Raw genomic sequence first — 16656 nt, 5'->3', positions numbered from 1 at the left:
TGCCGGCGTTCTGCTGTCCTTGCCTTGGTGCTACTTGGCCAGGGCCTTGGTCACCTCGTCGATGATGCTAGGCAGCAAGGCGGCGAAGGCGCGAGCGCGATGCGAGATCGCGTTCTTTTCCTCCGGAGTGTGCTCGGCCATGGACTTGCCGGCCCCCGCAGGTTCGAAGATCGGATCATAGCCGAAGCCATGCTCTCCGGCCCGCTCGGTGCGCAGCACGCCCTCGACCGTGCCGAGTTCCACGTGCTCGGCTCCGCCTGGGGCAGCCAGCGCCGCGGCGCAGACGAACTGCGCTCCGCGATGCTCGGCGGCTATATCGCCAAGCTGGCCGAGCAGCAGATCGATATTCGCCTCGTCGTTGCCGTGCACTCCGGACCAGCGGGCCGAGAAGATGCCCGGCGCTCCCCCGAGCACATCAACGCTCAGGCCGGAATCATCGGCGAGCGCCACCAGTCCGGTGGATGCCGAGATCTCGCGGGCCTTCTTCAGCGCGTTGCCGGCGAAGCTGACCTGGTCTTCGACAGGATCGGGAGCTCCCGCGGTGGCGGCGTCGATGACCTGGGTGTCGACGTCCAGGCCCGGCACCTTTCCGCGCAGCAGTTCGCGCAATTCGCGCAGCTTGCCCTGGTTGCGCGAGGCGAGGACAAGTACCGGCTTGCTCATTTGGTGCTGTTCAGGGTCTCGCGCTGGATTTCGGCCAGCTCGTTGGTGCCGCCCAGAGCCAGATCCAGCAGGGCGTCCAGTTCTTCGCGCTTGAAGGGCACGCCCTCGGCGGTGCCCTGGACCTCGACGAAGTCGCCGGATCCGGTGACCACGACGTTCATGTCGGTTTCGGCGCGGACGTCTTCCTCGTAGGGCAGATCCAGCATCGGGGTGCCGTCGATGATGCCCACCGAGATTGCTGCCACCGAGTCGGTCAGCACCTTGGCGCCGGGCTTCACGATGCCCTGCGAACGGGCCCAGGAGATTGCTTCCGCCAGCGCCACGTAGGCGCCGGTGATCGCTGCGGTGCGGGTGCCGCCGTCGGCCTGCAGGACATCGCAGTCCAGCACGATGGTGTTTTCGCCCAGCGCCTTGGTATCCACCACGGCACGCAGGGAGCGGCCGATCAGGCGGGAGATCTCATGGGTGCGGCCGGAGAGCTTGCCCTTGACCGACTCGCGGGAGTTGCGGGTGTTGGTGGCACGCGGGAGCATCGCGTATTCAGCGGTGACCCAGCCGGTGCCTTCGCCCTTGAGCCAGCGCGGCACGCCCTCGGTGAAGGAAGCGGTGCACAGCACGCGGGTGTTGCCGAATTCGATCAGGGCCGAGCCTTCGGCCTGAGCGGACCAGCCGCGGGTGATGGTGATGTCTCGAAGTTGCGCGGCTCCTCGGCCGTCAGCGCGTAAAGTCATGGTTCCATCCTAACCACGTGCGCCCCGCGATCCGCACGGGCGGCGCCGCGCGTTACGGTGAAATGCACCTCGTGGGCCGTTCGCGGCCGCTAGTGCGGATGCACCACGATGCAGCACCGGCCAGATTGCGGGCTCAGCTCGGCCCTGCCGCAGTCCAGCTGGCAACCTTCCAGGGCGCCGGAAACCAGTTCGTAGTTCATCGAGCAGACCATTTCGGTTTGCTGCTGGGCGACCTGGTGGAATGGGCAGTTCCGCATGGATATTTCCCCGTGCTCATCCACTTCGGGCTCATAGCCCAGCTCATCGAGCAGCGGAACGAGCCCGTCGCCGCCCTGGCCGAGTTTCCTGCCTTCGCCGCGTGCTGCCTGATGCAGCGCAGCGAGCACGGCCCCCGAGGTGTCGGCGCTGGCCGCCTGGGCCAGCAAGCTGCCCAGCAGCCGGTAGTTGCGCGCTGGCAGGCTCACCGACACTTCGGATTGGGCGAGCGCGTAGAGCTTGGCCGTGCGCCCGGCGCCGGGCCCGGTTCTTCCTTCAGGCCGGGCGAAGGTCACGGCCAGCAATCCTGCGGTGGCCAGCCGGTCCAGGTGGTAGGCCGCCAGGGTCCGGCTGATTCCCGCGGCCTTGGCTGCCGCCTCGCGTCCTACCGGTTGCGTGCTTTGCGAAATGAACTCGAACAGCTGGCGCCGCACCGGATCGTTGAGCGATTTGATGACCGCATCTTGGTGCAAGTTCAGTTTTCTCGACATGGCCAAATTCTATCAACAATAGATCTTGACAAATAGGTCCGGGAGGCGAATTCTGGGTATACGTTCAAATCTTTGGAGGGTGATCGCCATGAGCGCCTCATGGAGCGAGAAGCATCCGCTCTCGCACATCCGGGCAACAACAGCTGAACGGGTCAGCACCGACCCGTCGTTGAGCGCATTCTGGATCCTGCGCATTGGATTTGTCGTCCTGCCCCTGCTCATGGGACTGGACAAGTTCGCGAACATGATGACCTACTGGCCGGACTACCTGGCCCCGTGGGTCATTGCCATCCTGCCGTTCTCCGCGCAAACCGCCATGCACGTGGTTGGCGTGGTGGAACTGGTTGCCGCCGCATCGATGATCATCAAGCCGCGCTATGCGAGCTATGTGCTCGCCCTGTGGCTGTTAGGCATCATCATCAATCTGGTCTCGATGGGCATCTTCCTCGATGTCGCCCTGCGCGACGTCGGCCTGCTCGTTGCCGCACTGGCGCTGACCCGGCTGGCCAGCAAGTACGACAAACCGTGGGGCGCCAAGCACGGCACCCGCTGATCCGCTGCAGTACAGAGCAAAGCACCGGGAACTGCTTGGCATCAAACGGTCATTGCAACAGCCTGATCAAGCAGGCGTTGCATCGGCCGTGTCCCATTAACCGCATGATATTGAGCTTGGAATCCCGCTTCCTGCCGAAGACCTTCTTCATTCGCCAGTGTTCACAGCGCTCCAAGGAACTACTGATGGCGAACCACTTGCGAAGCGAGTGAGGGATTCACTGATCGCGTGCGCACGTGTAACGCCAGCGTCGCGCTCATCCCCAGGGCACAGAAGCCGCAGGTCATCACCCAGGAAGCCTGCCAACCGCCGACCTGCACCGCAATCCAGGCCAGCAGGAAAGGGCCGAGGAAGTTGCCCACATTAAACAGCTGCTGCATCAGCCCAATCACTGCGCTCACCGCCCCGCCAGGCGGTGCCAGATCCACGGCCACCCTGCTCAGCGCGGCCGGTGCGATCCCGCCAATGAGCGAGAACACCGAGGCGCAAGCCAGCGCCCCGACGATCCCGCGCGGCAGCTGCATCCACGGCACAGCGAAGAGCCCCACCGAAGAAACGGCCATGACCGCAAAGCACAAAAGCAGGATTCCGGTGGCGCCGCGTCCGCGCTGCAACCAGGCCGCCGAGATCCAGGCACCGATAATGTTGAGGCCACCCACAAGCGCCGAGAGCAACCCTGCCGGCAGTGCTTCCAATCCATAGGCGGCATAAATGCGCGGCAAAAAGCCCATCACGGCCATCCACTGCACTGTGTAACAGGCAAAGGCCAGTCCTGCCATCCACGGCGGCAATACCTTGATGGTCAGCAGAATTTTGCGCAAGGAACCGCGCCCGTCAATGCCCCGCTCCACCGGGCCGGCCGGCACCCACCGAGCCAATGGCCACAGCATACCGACGGCCAGCAGCGCCATCAGCAGCCACAAAGCACGCCACTGCAGCACCTGCAAGGCCAAGATCCCGCCGCTGAAGGAGAGCATGATCGCGATGCCCTGGAAGGACCCCCAAGCACCCATGGCCCGATCCAGATCGGCCGGGCGGCAAATCACACGGATCAAGGCCGGGGCCAGCACCGTGCACAGCAGAAACCCGATACCTTCGACCATGCGCGTGCCAAGCAATAATCCGGGGTTCGGTGACACCGCACCACCAGCCGAGCCAAGCGCCAGCAAAATCAATCCGAGCATCAGCAACCGGCGCAAGCCGAAACGCTCCCCGCCCCAGGCAACCAGCAAGCCACCGAGCATGCTCGCCACCTGGATAACCCCCAAAAGAAGTCCGGAGAACACCAACCCAAAGCCCAGTTCGGCTTCCAATCGTTGCAGCGCCAACGGCAGTTTCCAGATGTTCATCGCTGCAACTACTCCCACACCGACCACGATCATCCAGCGCCCCGCCGCCACCCCTGGACCGCGTCCCTGAGCGTGCGGTGCATGCGCTTCGGTCGCTTCGACCGCGCCGGCGACGACTGTGGGACGTGGAACAGGACAAGACATATGCAATAGGGCTTTCTGAGCACGGCGCCAAGCGCCGGAAGGTGGGTTAATGCTAATCACCAAGGCTTTCCCAGCTCGTTGGATTCTGCTCCTAGGATTTCATCCAATGGAAACACCGGGTCATCTATTGCCGAGGGTGACCGCCCAATGCCTATGCTGATGAGTCCGAAGAAGTCTTGAACCATGGAGCATTCCCATCGCCAATCCGAAACCACGGCTCAAACGTGACAGCACCACCAGCGCCCCAACAGGACAGTCGGTAACTTCGCGCGCTCTCGCACTCTTAGGCACTTTTGACTCCGAACACCCGCGACTCACCCTGAGCGACATGGCCTCTCGGGCCGGCCTGCCGGTGGCCACTGCACACCGTCTCACCGGCGAATTAGTCAGTTGGGGTGCGCTGCAGCGCTCCGGCCAGGATTACCTCATTGGCCACCGGATCTGGCAACTGGGACTGCTGGCACCTGCCCACCAAGGCTTCGCCGAATTGGCCGCGCCCTATATGCAAGATGTTCTATTCGTGACCCAGAACGTCGTGAACCTGTTCATATTGGACAACGATCAGGTTTTGCTTCTCGAACGCATGTCGGGCACCCGGGTGGGAGCCCCATTCCGGCGCGTCGGTGAACACCTCCCTCTCCACGCCTCGGCCGCGGGCAAGGTCATGATGGCATTTGGCGAATCTGATGTATTAGAGGCAGGCATGGCCAGCCTCACCCAACTGACCGAGCACACCATCACGGCCCCCCAGCAGCTGCGCCGCGAAATCGCCAAGGTTCGCGAAGATGGCTACGCCACTACCAGCCAAGAGGCAGGCGCACAGAACTATGGGGTCGCAGTGCCGGTGATTTCGCTCAATGGCCGCTGCCTCGCGGCACTGGGAGTTGTGACTCTGGAGCGTCCGGCCTCCGTGGGTGCGGTGGTGCCCGTCTTGCGTATCGCGGCACGCAGTATTGCCCGCCGCCTAAGCATGTCCACCGAGAGCTAAGTAGACTGCACACCTTAGCCCACAGAGATTTCCATTGGATGGAAAACAATCGCTTAAGTGTGACCAGCTCCACCTACGCTGGATTCACGCACCGGCCCTGTGGGGTCGGCCACCTCGCAACCACTGCATTCAGGAGCGGTAGAGCATGACTATCACTGCGCCCATTCAGGCACCGGCCATCATCAATACGGTGATCGACGCCGTAGAGTATCCCGCGGACGGCGTCGCCTCCTTGGTGCTGCGTCGCGCCGATGGGCAGAACTTCCCCAGCTGGGCCCCAGGCTCGCACATCGACGTGCACCTCACCGACGATCTCACCCGGCAATATTCGCTGTGCTCGGACACCGAGGACCTGTCCACCCTGCGCATTGGCGTACTGCGCACCCCGGATTCCCGTGGCGGCTCCGCTTGGGTGCACGATCGCCTGAGCGCCGGTTCCGAACTGCGCATCTCCGCACCACGCAATAACTTTCCGCTTATTGATTCGCGCAAGTACCTCTTTCTTGCCGGCGGCATTGGCATCACCCCGATCATCCCGATGATGCGCGCTGCCGAGGCCGCAGGCCGCGAATGGGTACTCTACTACGGTGGCCGATCCCGCAACACCATGGCGTTCGCCCAAGCACTTGAAGCCGAATTCGGCAACAACAAGGTTCGCATTGTGGCCGAGGATGAATCGGGTCGTCTGGATTTGAGCCAGATCCTGGGTCTGCCCCGCGCCCATATGCTGGTCTACGCCTGCGGCCCAGGCGGCATGCTCGGTGCAGTGGAAGACTTCTGCATGGGCTGGCCTCCGGGTGCCCTGCACACCGAACGCTTCGCCGCCGACAGCCTCGGCGTGGGCGGCAGCTCCGAACCATTCGAGGTGGAACTGTCCCTCACCGGCACCACGCTCACCGTGGAGTCCGACCAGACCATCCTCGAAGCCGTCGAACAGGTCGGCGCCCGAGTCCTATCCAGCTGCCGGGCCGGACTCTGCGGCACCTGCGAAACCCGCATCATCTCTGGCGAGCCCGAACATCGCGACGCCGCCCTTTCCCAGGCCGATAAGGACGCTAACGAGGTCATGATGGTCTGCGTATCCCGCGCCGCTGCCGGTTGTTCCAAACTCGTCCTCGAACTCTAAGGAAGCCCACCATGTCTTTGCGCACTCAACCTATGGTCTTCCAGGAAGACCCCTTCGACGTTGCCGCCATCTCCGACCCCTACCCGTTTCTTGATCGACTGCGCGAGGCCGGCCCGGTAAGCTATCTGGAAGCCACCGGCAGCTACGCCGTCACCGGATACGAGCAGGTCTACGAGGTCCTCACTGACTTCGAAACCTACTCCTCCGCCGGCGGCCTGGGTCCCCGGGATATCCGCAAGGATGAAGCCTGGCGTCCACCAAGCATCCTGGAATCCGACCCGCCGATCCACACCCTCATGCGCCGCGCGCTGACCGGGGTCATCAACCCGGGCACCGTGCGCGCGCTGCGCGGCCCCTTCACTCCCCCAGCTCTAGAACTGACCGATGAACTGGCTACCCGCAGTGGCTTCGACGCGGTCACCGACCTAGCTGAAAAGTATCCGATTAGGGTCTTCCCCGACGCGGTAGGCATCCCAGAGGAAGGGCGCGAGCATCTGCTGCCCTATGGGAACATGGTCTTCAACGCCTTCGGCCCGGAGAACTACATTTTCCAACAGGCCTTCGCCGAAGCCGATGTGCACTCCAAGGTGGTCATGGCTGCCTGCGAGCGCGAATCGCTGAACGACACAGGCTTTGGCAAACAGATCTGGGACCGCGTTGCCGACGGGCTGATCACCGAGCAGCAAGCCACCTTGCTGGTGCGCGCCTTGCTATCGGCCGGAGTGGACACCACCATCTTCGGCATTGGCAACACCCTCTCGGTACTCGCCAAGGAACCCGAAGCCTGGGCCGAACTACGCCGCCAACCAAACCTGGCCAAGTTCGCCATCGATGAGGCCCTGCGTTTGGAATCACCCTTCCAGAAGTTCCACCGCACCGTCTCGGTGGATACCGAACTGGGCGGGGTACACCTGCCAGCCGGTACCAAGGTGCTGGTCTTCCTCGGTGCAGCCAACCGTGACCCGCAGAAGTGGGGACCGGACGCCGATAAGTTCAGTTTCGATCGCTCCTCCTCTGGCCACGTGGCCTTTGGTATGGGGCTGCACCAGTGCGTGGGCCAACCCATTGCCCGCCTGGAAATGGAAATCGTGCTCCAAGCACTGCTGGAACGGGTGGAAACCATCGCCCCTGCCGGCCCGGCCGTACCGATCATCCACAATGTGTTGCGCGGTTTCGAATCGCTTCCGGTAACTATTACTCCGGCACGCTAATACCGCCGTCGGCTCCCTGGAGTCGACACCTTGAAGCCCGCGAAACACCGCGCTTGTCAAGGAATTCTCCGCCCGCACCACCTGCTCGCCGGCGGAGAATTCCATCTAATGCACCCTGTCGCAACTACTTAGGGTGAACACACGCCACCTTCGGCACTCGTACCCGGCAATGACGCCGCCCGAAAACACCTGGGAATACCAATGACACAGACCACTCCGGCACCACCGGTGCCCAGCAAGTCTAAGCGTTCCAACCCCGCCACGTGGACCAGCCGCAAACGCACCGCCTACGGCTGGACAGTCACCATCATGCTGCTCATCTTGATGATGGTCAGCTGGGCCGACAAGGCCATCTTGGGTATCGTGGCCGTTCCGCTCATGGAGGATCTGGGCATTACCCCGGCCCAATTCGGTCTGCTTGGCAGCGCCGTGTTCGCCCTCTTCGGTGTCGCCCAGTTCGTGGCCGCACCGATCGCCAACCGCGTCCAAGCCAAGTGGATCCTGCTGGCGCTGTGCCTCGTCTGGTCCATCGCGCAGGTCCCGGTCATCGTCTTCGCGTCGCTTCCCGCACTGTGGTTCAGCCGCTTGCTGCTCGGCGCCGGCGAGGGCCCGCTGGCCCCGATCACCATGCACGCGGTCTACAAGTGGTTCCCGATGCGCCGTTCGGCCACCCCGGCTGCAGTGGCCTCGGCCGGGGTGACCCTCGGCGTGGTGGCTTTCGCCCCGGTCATCGCCTGGGTGACCTCCGAGTTCGGCTGGAAGTCAGCCTTCATCTTCGTCGCCTTGGTTGGTGTAGTCTGGTCCGTTCTGTGGCTGTTCATCGGCAAGGAAGGCCCCTACACCTCGGTGCAAGCCGAACACGAAATCGAAGGCACCAGCCCGTTGGAAGGCGCCACCGCCGTGGCGGCCGACTCCAAGGTTCCTTATCTGAAGTCATTCCTCACCCCCAGCTGGTTGCTGGCAGTGCTCTGCTCCTTCCTGGGCTACTGGACCTTCACCGTCGCAATGACCTGGCTGCCTGCCTACTTCGAGACTGTGATGGGCACCAGCACCCAGCAGGGCGGCTCGCTAATCGCCTTGCCGGCCATCTGGGGTGCGATCTCCACCGTGGGCCTGTCCTGGCTTACTCAGGTGCTCGGGAACCGTGGCCTGAACACCCGCATCTCCCGTGGTCTGGTTCTCGGCGGGTCGGCTGTGTTCTCTGGCGTGATGGTGCTGCTGGGTACCGCCGCCGACTCGCAGGGCGCGGCGCTGACCTTCTTCACCTTCGGTTTCGGTACCGCCCCGGCCTTGTTCGCTCTTACTTACCTGGTCGCCGCGGAAACCACCAACATCGCCCAGCGTGGGGCCCTGCTGCAGATTACCAACGCCTTCCTAACCGCTGGCGGCCTGTTCGCGCCGGCCGTGGTCGGTGCCATGGTCAGCGCCGCAGCGACCCCGGCAATCGGATACGAGCAGGCTTTCTGGCTTACCGGCATCATGATCACCATTGCCGGCATCATCGCCTGTTTCGGCATCAACCAGCAGCGCGACCGCAAGAAATTGGGGCTGCAGCTCTAAGCTGCACTCCGGCTTCGCGCCGCACAATGATGCCACTGGCGCTCCACCCTTGTCGGGTAGGGCGCCAGTGGTGTTTTTGTGCACTGACTCTTCCGCTTTGCGCTGGGGTTACTCCCTTTGGCGTAGCAGGTCGCATCCTGGAACGTATCCGAACGGCTTTATCGGGAGAAGCTGAAAATATTGGTGATGGAGCGCTAGAAAGTGGAGAAAATGGAAGAATATGGCACGCGTGCGATGGATCTCAGGGTTGTATGGTGCCCGGAATGCACGTCGTGAGAATACACCCGGAGCGCGCCCCTGAAAAAACGACGGAGAGCCGGAGATCCGTGTTTGCAATGAGTGGCACGAATCGGAGCACGAGGCAATTTCTTATTGCCCTGCAAGCGAAGCCACGTATGCCAACCTCTGATTGACACCCATTGTTATGTAACGGTCGTTTTTCGCGTCCGCATACGGCACGTTCACCGGCCAGCTTTGCGGGCGGGTATACGGGATGCCTCTCTTGCTTATGAATATGGAAATGGCTTGCTAGCCAAGTCATTAGGGCGGATGTCCCGGTGAACGACCAAATTACAGACGAATATAACGTACATCTTGGATGACCGGCAGGGAAACGCCTCCAGAGTCAACATCTTCGCAGCAACTACTCGCCAGCCATGACGCGCGAGATAAATTGAGCTTTTCCGTTGTTGTAGTTAAGCCGGTGAGTGCCGAAACGGTCAGCGAGTCCGAGCTTAAGCGTGGCATATTCGGCGGCAAGCTTCGGATCGACTCGGAGCCTGTCCCGGAAACGCAGTACGCCGTGTTCCCAAACCGATCATTGTTCGCAGACGTGTACGTGCACGAGGCGAGGTTCACCGGCTGGTGGCCGAAAGAACCGGTGGTCAGGTTCGCGTTGCCGAAGCACGAGGCCTAAGGATTCAAGACCAGTACGGTAGGCCGCTTCATCGTTTAAATCTGGCACAGCTATTTGCAAGTCAAGTACGGGCTTGGCGATCAGACCGGGGATCGATGTTGACCCTACATGTTCTACTCGCGCAAGCGTAGGAAGAATGTTGCTTTGGATTCGGTTGGTCCATTCAGCCGCTATCAATGGCCACAGCGGATCAGATTCATAGAGTTCCACCGGTTCCCCACCAGGCTTATCGAACCACTCACTTGGCATGATCCAATTCTCACCCAAATTGCCCGCTCAAACCGGGTCACAGCACACGTCGATGGGGTTCCGAGGGACAGAACAACGCCCCCGGGCTTCGATCCACAATATATTCGAGGATCAAATCCCGGGGGCTCAGAGAATTTCGACGGTTCCTAGCCGACGACGTCCGCTGCCAATGTGTTGAGCGCAAAACGCTGGCCACTGCTCGCCACGGTGACCTGACCGGCGAAGCTGGTTTCGGCACGCTGCTTCCATTCTTCCGGGGTTGCTACCCCGGCCAGATGCGAGAGCACCAAATGCTTCACTCCGGCAGCCTGCGCCACTCGGCCGGCACCTTCCGGCGGAGTGTGCGACTCCCGCTGGTGGTTGATGAAAGTAGGGCTGAAGCCCATGGCGGTAAAGAATTCCAGATTCACTGCCTCATGCACCAAAATGTCGCTGCCGCGTGCCAGCTCAATGAGCGCATCGCATTCTGCTGTATCCCCGGAGAAGGTCATCGACCCGTGGGCCGTATCAAAGCGGAAGGCGAAAGCCGGGAATACCGGTGGGTGCTCCACCAGAACCGCGCGCACGGTCACCCGGTCATCTTCGTAGATGATGAAGGGGCGGTTGCCAGAACCTTCGGCCGCTGCGGGCAGCGTGATCTCCTGGACGTCCAGCAACGTGTTCATCACCGGGCGTGCCTCATCCGTGACGCGGATATCCAGATCGTAGGAGAAGGCTTTGAGCGTATGATCCACCAGCTCGCGGGTGCCGGCCAGCTGCTGGCCACGCACATGGTTCGGGTCCTTCCCCGGACCGTAGAGGCCCACCGGTGTGGTGAAGCCGCCCACAGGGGCACCCCAGTTCCACATGAGATAGGCCGGCAGTTCACCCACGTGGTCGGAGTGCAGGTGCGTGATGAACCCGGCGACTAGATCCTGGCCGCGCAGTCCTGCCTGGTGGGCGGCCCTCACGCAGCCCAATCCGAAGTCCACCAGATAATGCTTGCCATCGACGACGACGGCGCTGGCCATCCCATTTTCTTTACCACGGATGGCCGGTCCGGCCGCGGTACCGAGCGTGATGAGCTCAGTGCTCGACGAAATGTTCATTTCAATCCTTAAAGTTCTTGTGGCTTGCGGGGCTTAGCCGTGGCTTCGAGCATTGATAGTGCGTGGTTCAAGGTATTCCTCTAGGCCCCAGCGGCCGCGTTCGCGGCCCGTGCCCGAGGCCTTCCACCCGCCAAAGGGCGCATCGAGTTCTACCACGGTGTGCTGGTTAATCCACACCGTGCCCGCCTCTAGGTTCGAGGCCAGCGCTTCAGCGCGGTCCAGATCCGGAGTCCACAGCGATGCGCCCAGACCAAAGGGCCCGGAATTCGCCTGCACCATGGCCTCATCGACGCTGTCGTATCCAATGATGGGTAGTGCGCTGCCAAATTGTTCTTGATCAACCAGCGCCATGCCCGCGGCCGCATTGGCGATGATCGTCGGATTCATGAAGTGGCCAGGCAAATCGCAACCGGTACCTCCCCCGGCAGCCAGCCGGGCTCCGGAATTCAACGCTGCATCGACCATCTCCTGCACGCTCTGGCGCTGCTTGGCGGTGTGCATCGGGCCCATGGTGGTGCCCTCGGCTACCCCGTGTCCCAGGCTCAGCTTGGCCGCTTCGGCCACCACAACCTCGGTGAATGCCCCCTGCATTGCACGCGGCACGTACACGCGCTTGACGGCCATGCAGACCTGTCCGGCATTGCGGAAGGCACTGCCCACGATGCCGCGGGCAGTGGCTTCCAAATCGGCGTCCTCCAGCACAATGGCCGGATCATTGCCACCCAGTTCCAGGGTAACCCGCTTGACACTCGACGTGGCCGCGGCGGCGACCGCTGCGCCCACCTCGGTAGAGCCAGTGAAGGAAATCTTGCGGATTTCTGGCAGCTCGGCCAGCGCCACGTTAACCGTGCGGCGGCTGCTGGTGCGTACCTGCAGCACGCCTTCGGGGAGCAGCTCGTTAGCCAGTTCCACCAGTGCGATAGTGGACAGCGGAGTGGTCGCCGAAGGCTTGGCAATCACCGTGCACCCAGCCACCAAGGCTGGGGCCAGTTTCACGCAGAGCAGTGATATCGGGAAATTCCATGGCGTGATGGTGCCAACCAGCCCGACCGGGCGGTACTGCACCTGCAGTTTGCGACCAGCACGTTCGGGCAGTGCCTCGGTCTCATCCCAGTCCATGTTTGCGTAGTATTCGAAGAGGTCCGCGGCCACTTGAAATTCGCCGATTGCTTCGCTCAGCACCTTGCCCTGTTCCAGGGACAGGATGCGGCCTAGTTGTGGGGCGCGGGTGCGGATACGGGCTGCCACTTCACGCAGCGTGGAGCGACGGGACTCACGGTCGGCGGCCCAGCCGGCGGCGGCGAGATTGGCCGTAGCAATGCTCTGGCGCACATCTTCTTCGGTGTGTTCCGGGGCCTGCCCAACGACCTCTAGGGTGGCCGGGTCGAGCACATCGTAGACTGGCACTTTCATCAGCACCCTCTCTTCACGGGAAATCTTAGCTAATGTCAGCTTGCCCGGTGTCCAGCCCCGACACCGGATCTGATTCCATTGGATGGAAAGTGTGTCGTGAACCACCTGGACAATGACGCAGGATTAACTATCAAGCACGGCCCGGCGACGCCCGGTGGCCCCCTACATCCTAGGAGAACCCCATGTCAGCATCTTCACTGCCCATTGCCTTGACCGGATGCGCCTCGGGCATTGGCGCGGCCACCGCGGCGCTACTGGCCTCCCGCGGCTACACAGTCATCGGCATCGACCGCACCGCGACCACTGGCTTCGCGGGTGACTTCATCCAAGCTGACTTGTCCACCCCTGCCGGCATTTCGGCAGTCATCGAGAAACTGACCACACTGGCCCCGCAGGGCTTGGCTGGCCTGGCAAATATTGCCGGGGTACCAGGCACCGCGCCGCTGCGCACCGTGCTGTCGGTCAATGTCTTTGCCGTGCGTGAACTGACCCGAGGCCTGGCCCCGCTGCTGGGCGAACGCGCCTCCGTGGTGAATCTGGCTTCCTCAGTGGCCTTTGGCTGGCGCAGTGTGGCCGAGGCCTGCCGCGACTTCGCGCTGGCCGAGGACCAGGACCAGGCGCTGGAGCAGGCCGCGGCCGATACCGCCATTGCGGAGAATAGCTACCTGTTCTCCAAGCAGTGCGTACGATTGCTGACCGAACAGTTGGCCGCCGAGTTTGTCGGCGCTCGGGTGCGGGTGAACTCGGTCAGCCCCGGCCCGGTGCAGACTCCGATCCTGGATGACTTCAAGAAGGACCACGGCCAGGATAAGGTCAATTCCGCCGCTGAACTGCTTGGCCGCTTTGCCGCCCCCGAGGACATTGCCGAGGTCATCGCCTACCTGCTCTCCAGCCAGCCGATATGGGTTAACGGTACCGATGTGCGCGTCGATGGCGGTCTGGTCGCCTACCGCAGCAGCTCGGTGCCCGCCACTCAGGCCTGAAACGCCTAGCTAGGCGGTAAGCCTTTAGCATCACGGCCAAAGCCCAGCACGAAAGCTCTCGTGCTGGGCTATGTTATTTTCCGAAGCGGCCTAGCTGCGCCACAGAGTGCAAGGCCCGGCCTCGCAGCACCAAATGGTGCGGCGCGGCCGGGCCTGATAACCAAGGTACTCCAGCTGCTACTTCTTGCGCTTGAGCAGCGGGAACTTGCGGGTCTTCTCGTACTTGATGGTCGGCATGGATCCGGTGCGGGTCTTCAGGTAGTCGGTACCGCGATCCCCCTTGAACAGGGTCGGGTCCTTGTCTTCCTTCAGGCTGCCGGAGTACACGCCGTAGGTTACGCCGGATACGGCAACGGCAATGCCGCCGCTGTAGGTTTCCTTGGCCTCTTCAACCACCTTGTTGATGTCGGTCCATACCGGAATGTGGGTGAGCAGCATGCGCTCGGCACCGGCGGCGGCGGCCATTTCGCCAGCGCGTTTCCCGGTCAGGTGCACGCCGTCAATGTGGTCATCGCGGCCTTCCTCGAAGGCCGCTTCGCACAGGAACATGTCGGCGCCGCGGGCGGCTTCCACCAGGCCATCGCAGCTGTCGGTATCCCCGGAATAGGTCAGCACGCTGGTCAGCAGTTCGCCGTCGGGGCCCGGTTCATGCGCTTCCACGCGCAGGGCATAGGCTTCCTTGATCGGGTGGCGCACCGGGTACGGGGTGATGGTGAACGGTCCGATATTCACCGGCTTCAGCGATTTCCAGACCTGGAAGTCGTAGTCCTTGGCCATGGTGTCGCCGTCAGGCAGCGAGTAGGCAGTCTCGATGCGCTCGGCGGTGTCTTCCGGGCCGTGCACGAGCATCCGCTCCCGGCCCCAGCCGTCGGGATCCCAGCGGATCGCCACATGCAAACCGCACAAATCCATGCAGTGGTCGGGATGCAGATGGGAAATCATGATCCCGTCGATGTCTTTCAAATCGGTGTAGCGCTGCAGCACGCCCAAAGCCCCGGACCCCAGATCCAGCAGGATCTTCCAGTCGCGGGTGCCATCAAAGGCCGTCACCAGGTAGCAGGACGCGGGCGATCCCGGCCCTGGGAATGACCCGGTGCATCCGATGATGGTCAGCTTCATTCGTTACTCGCTTTCGACGCGGCAATCATTTGCGGAGTGATCCGCGAGATGGCTCCGGTCGGATAGTGGGCGGCTACATGGTCCACGTGGCGCACCTGCAGCACCTCGGGTCCGAGGAAACGGCGAGCCAGTACACCAAAACTATCAGCGTTGCCTGTGGCGAGGAACTCATGACGCGCCGCGGCGCCGTCGTTGCGCACCAGCGAATGCCGGGTCAGCGCCCGGAAAACGTCCTTCGCCGTTTCCTCTGCAGATGACACCAGCGTGACCGAATCCCCCATCACGTAGGAGAGCACGCCGGTGAGCAGCGGGTAGTGCGTGCATCCCAGCACCAGGGTGTCCACCTTGGCGGCCTGCAGCGGCGCCAGATACTCTTGCGCGATCTCCAGCAGCTCGGCGCCGGCGGTGATGCCGGATTCCACGAACTCCACGAAACGCGGGCAGGCCACGGTCGATACCTGCAGGTTCGGGGCAGCGGCAAAAGCATCCTCATAGGCGCGCGAGCCCACGGTCGCCTGGGTGCCGATGATGCCGATCCTGCCATTCTTCGTGCCGGCCACGGCACGGCGGACCGCCGGCTGGATGACTTCGACCACCGGGATGCCGTAGCGCGCGGTGTAGCGTTCTCGGGCATCGCGCAGCACCGCTGCGGAGGCCGAATTGCAGGCAATGACCAGCAGCTTCACCCCGGAATCCACCAGTTCGTCCATGACGCCCAGGGCGTTGGCCCGCACCTGGGCGATGGGCAGCGGACCGTAGGGAGAGTTGGCGGTATCCCCCACATAGATCAGCGATTCGCCGGGCAGCTGGTCGATGATCGCGCGGGCCACGGTCAGCCCGCCAACACCGGAATCGAAGATGCCAATGGGAGTATTGGCGTCCGGGGCGGAGACCTGCCCGGTGGCAAAGTAGGAATTCATGGGCTCAGGACTCCGCATCCATCAGCGCGCCCATCAAGGTATCGAGCACCCAAGAGATCAGGTTGTACACCAGGGACATGTATTCCTCGGGGGTTTCCACCTCGGAAGCATCAAGCACCTCGGCGACGCGGGCCGAATCCTCTTCGCTGCGGATCTGAAGGCGCTCGGCGAGCACCAGGCGCACGTCGTTCAGGGCCTGGGCGAAACGCGCCGCGGCGTCCTTGTCCAGCACGAGCCTGTCGGTTTCCAGCAGCAGCTGGGCTTCACGCAGGCGGCCGACCTTCTGCGCGATCGAATCGGCTTCGGTCAGCCGGCGATGCTCGGCAGCCACCACGGCGTCGTCGCTGGCATCGGGCAGCAGCCTGGCCAGTGCCGGATCGGCAATCGGAGGCAAGTCCATGGACTCGGGCCGCATGCCGGTCAAGGCATAGAGCGGATCGATGTCCTCGGGCAGCTGGTGCAGCCGGGCACGTTCTTCGAGCATTTCGATGACGTCGGAGAAGAGTTCGCGGATCAGCTTGCGTTCGGGCGAATGCAGCGTGCCGGTAATGCCCTTGGAACCGTTCTTGAAGGCCTTGGCCACGTTCAGGCTCCCTGGGTCATGGTTGCGTTCAGTCCGAACCCGTGCATGGCCTGCACATCGGATTCGATGGCTTCGCGGCTGCCGCTGCGCACGGTGCAGAAGCCGTCATGGTGCACCTGCAGCATGAGCTTCTCAGCTTTTTCCGGGCTGAAACCAAAGTAGGAACGGAACACGTAGGATACGTAGCTCATCAAGTTCACTGGATCATTCCACACAACCAAGCGCCATGGCTTGTCTTGGGATACCAGGGTTTCAAATTCGGAAAGTACATCGGGCATTGCGGTCATGGCTACCATTTTACGCGCGGAAGCTGA

15 protein-coding genes and 2 pseudogenes are annotated in these 16656 nt (G+C 62.6%); 6 read left to right on the top strand and 11 right to left on the bottom strand.

Annotated elements, in window-relative coordinates; translation table 11 throughout:
- Nucleotides 1-30: 30 nt before the first annotated feature.
- The 3 genes from rdgB to F0M17_RS06475 all read right to left on the bottom strand — a co-directional run bounded on the left by rdgB (nucleotide 31) and on the right by F0M17_RS06475 (nucleotide 2140).
- Nucleotides 31-663 (bottom strand): RdgB/HAM1 family non-canonical purine NTP pyrophosphatase, encoded by a 633-nt coding sequence (rdgB, locus tag F0M17_RS06485; RefSeq protein WP_073707622.1) that lies wholly within the window; start codon nucleotides 661-663, stop codon nucleotides 31-33.
- A complete protein-coding gene (rph, locus tag F0M17_RS06480) occupies nucleotides 660-1394 on the bottom strand; it encodes a ribonuclease PH (protein WP_038992098.1) in 735 nt (244 codons plus the stop codon). The genes rdgB and rph overlap by 4 nt, the downstream gene beginning before the upstream one ends.
- An 89-nt stretch (nucleotides 1395-1483) precedes the next feature.
- A complete protein-coding gene (locus F0M17_RS06475) occupies nucleotides 1484-2140 on the bottom strand; it encodes a metalloregulator ArsR/SmtB family transcription factor (RefSeq protein ID WP_066137655.1) in 657 nt (218 codons plus the stop codon).
- A gap of 88 nt (nucleotides 2141-2228) precedes the next feature.
- Here F0M17_RS06475 and F0M17_RS06470 point away from each other — a divergent pair, with 88 nt between their 5' ends.
- A complete protein-coding gene (locus tag F0M17_RS06470) occupies nucleotides 2229-2693 on the top strand; it encodes a hypothetical protein (protein ID WP_052253860.1) in 465 nt (154 codons plus the stop codon).
- 179 nt (nucleotides 2694-2872) lie between these two features.
- Here F0M17_RS06470 and F0M17_RS06465 read toward each other — a convergent pair whose 3' ends face one another.
- A complete protein-coding gene (locus tag F0M17_RS06465; protein ID WP_256370209.1) occupies nucleotides 2873-4075 on the bottom strand; it encodes a CynX/NimT family MFS transporter in 1203 nt (400 codons plus the stop codon).
- Nucleotides 4076-4376: 301 nt separating this feature from the next.
- Between F0M17_RS06465 and F0M17_RS06460 the strand changes: the two genes are divergently transcribed.
- The 4 genes from F0M17_RS06460 to F0M17_RS06445 all read left to right on the top strand — a co-directional run bounded on the left by F0M17_RS06460 (nucleotide 4377) and on the right by F0M17_RS06445 (nucleotide 9071).
- A complete protein-coding gene (locus F0M17_RS06460; RefSeq protein ID WP_317628486.1) occupies nucleotides 4377-5174 on the top strand; it encodes an IclR family transcriptional regulator in 798 nt (265 codons plus the stop codon).
- A gap of 145 nt (nucleotides 5175-5319) precedes the next feature.
- The gene (locus F0M17_RS06455; protein WP_083586907.1) at nucleotides 5320-6300 is read left to right on the top strand and encodes a PDR/VanB family oxidoreductase; all 981 of its coding nucleotides are present in this window, start codon (nucleotides 5320-5322) and stop codon (nucleotides 6298-6300) included.
- 11 nt (nucleotides 6301-6311) lie between these two features.
- Nucleotides 6312-7511, top strand: a complete 1200-nt coding sequence (locus F0M17_RS06450) for a cytochrome P450 (protein ID WP_141358780.1) — start codon at nucleotides 6312-6314, stop codon at nucleotides 7509-7511.
- Nucleotides 7512-7712: 201 nt separating this feature from the next.
- A complete protein-coding gene (locus F0M17_RS06445; protein WP_149596688.1) occupies nucleotides 7713-9071 on the top strand; it encodes an MFS transporter in 1359 nt (452 codons plus the stop codon).
- A gap of 643 nt (nucleotides 9072-9714) precedes the next feature.
- Here the strand turns inward: F0M17_RS06445 and F0M17_RS17835 are convergent.
- The 3 genes and pseudogenes from F0M17_RS17835 to F0M17_RS06425 form a co-directional block, all read right to left on the bottom strand.
- Nucleotides 9715-10236, bottom strand: a pseudogene (locus F0M17_RS17835) (GrpB family protein).
- Between the two features lie 146 nt (nucleotides 10237-10382).
- Nucleotides 10383-11324 (bottom strand): MBL fold metallo-hydrolase, encoded by a 942-nt coding sequence (locus F0M17_RS06430; RefSeq protein ID WP_073707628.1) that lies wholly within the window; start codon nucleotides 11322-11324, stop codon nucleotides 10383-10385.
- A gap of 33 nt (nucleotides 11325-11357) precedes the next feature.
- On the bottom strand, nucleotides 11358-12737 hold the full coding sequence (locus tag F0M17_RS06425) for an aldehyde dehydrogenase family protein (protein ID WP_073707708.1): 1380 nt from the start codon (nucleotides 12735-12737) through the stop codon (nucleotides 11358-11360).
- 182 nt (nucleotides 12738-12919) lie between these two features.
- On the opposite strand from F0M17_RS06425, the gene F0M17_RS06420 reads away from it, so the two are divergent.
- Nucleotides 12920-13720, top strand: a complete 801-nt coding sequence (locus tag F0M17_RS06420) for an SDR family oxidoreductase (protein ID WP_073707629.1) — start codon at nucleotides 12920-12922, stop codon at nucleotides 13718-13720.
- Nucleotides 13721-14044: 324 nt separating this feature from the next.
- Here F0M17_RS06420 and F0M17_RS06415 read toward each other — a convergent pair.
- The 4 genes and pseudogenes from F0M17_RS06415 to clpS all read right to left on the bottom strand — a co-directional run.
- Nucleotides 14045-14839: pseudogene (locus F0M17_RS06415) on the bottom strand (MBL fold metallo-hydrolase); the annotation flags it as partial.
- Complete coding sequence (murI, locus tag F0M17_RS06410; protein WP_073707631.1) at nucleotides 14836-15759, bottom strand: glutamate racemase; 924 nt, start codon at nucleotides 15757-15759, stop codon at nucleotides 14836-14838. The pseudogene F0M17_RS06415 and the gene murI, both read right to left, overlap by 4 nt.
- A 4-nt stretch (nucleotides 15760-15763) precedes the next feature.
- The gene (locus F0M17_RS06405; RefSeq protein WP_073707632.1) at nucleotides 15764-16342 is read right to left on the bottom strand and encodes a DUF2017 domain-containing protein; all 579 of its coding nucleotides are present in this window, start codon (nucleotides 16340-16342) and stop codon (nucleotides 15764-15766) included.
- A 2-nt stretch (nucleotides 16343-16344) separates the two neighbouring features.
- A complete protein-coding gene (clpS, locus tag F0M17_RS06400; protein WP_038992076.1) occupies nucleotides 16345-16629 on the bottom strand; it encodes an ATP-dependent Clp protease adapter ClpS in 285 nt (94 codons plus the stop codon).
- Nucleotides 16630-16656: the final 27 nt, after the last annotated feature.

The organism is Glutamicibacter sp. ZJUTW, assembly GCF_008370855.1.
Lineage (GTDB): Bacteria > Actinomycetota > Actinomycetes > Actinomycetales > Micrococcaceae > Glutamicibacter > Glutamicibacter nicotianae.
Note: the sequence above shows the minus strand (reverse complement) of the source record. Positions and strands in the feature narration are given on the sequence as shown.

Excerpts from the sequence above, each read along its gene's own strand:
- rdgB (WP_073707622.1), bottom strand. The coding sequence starts at position 663 with ATGAGCAAGCCGGTACTTGTCCTCGCCTCGCGCAACCAGGGCAAGCTG.
- rph (WP_038992098.1), bottom strand. The coding sequence starts at position 1,394 with ATGACTTTACGCGCTGACGGCCGAGGAGCCGCGCAACTTCGAGACATC.
- F0M17_RS06475 (WP_066137655.1), bottom strand. The coding sequence starts at position 2,140 with ATGTCGAGAAAACTGAACTTGCACCAAGATGCGGTCATCAAATCGCTC.
- F0M17_RS06470 (WP_052253860.1), top strand. The coding sequence starts at position 2,229 with ATGAGCGCCTCATGGAGCGAGAAGCATCCGCTCTCGCACATCCGGGCA.
- F0M17_RS06465 (WP_256370209.1), bottom strand. The coding sequence starts at position 4,075 with ATGATCGTGGTCGGTGTGGGAGTAGTTGCAGCGATGAACATCTGGAAA.
- F0M17_RS06455 (WP_083586907.1), top strand. The coding sequence starts at position 5,320 with ATGACTATCACTGCGCCCATTCAGGCACCGGCCATCATCAATACGGTG.
- F0M17_RS06450 (WP_141358780.1), top strand. The coding sequence starts at position 6,312 with ATGTCTTTGCGCACTCAACCTATGGTCTTCCAGGAAGACCCCTTCGAC.
- F0M17_RS06445 (WP_149596688.1), top strand. The coding sequence starts at position 7,713 with ATGACACAGACCACTCCGGCACCACCGGTGCCCAGCAAGTCTAAGCGT.
- F0M17_RS06430 (WP_073707628.1), bottom strand. The coding sequence starts at position 11,324 with ATGAACATTTCGTCGAGCACTGAGCTCATCACGCTCGGTACCGCGGCC.
- F0M17_RS06425 (WP_073707708.1), bottom strand. The coding sequence starts at position 12,737 with ATGAAAGTGCCAGTCTACGATGTGCTCGACCCGGCCACCCTAGAGGTC.
- F0M17_RS06420 (WP_073707629.1), top strand. The coding sequence starts at position 12,920 with ATGTCAGCATCTTCACTGCCCATTGCCTTGACCGGATGCGCCTCGGGC.
- murI (WP_073707631.1), bottom strand. The coding sequence starts at position 15,759 with ATGAATTCCTACTTTGCCACCGGGCAGGTCTCCGCCCCGGACGCCAAT.
- clpS (WP_038992076.1), bottom strand. The coding sequence starts at position 16,629 with ATGACCGCAATGCCCGATGTACTTTCCGAATTTGAAACCCTGGTATCC.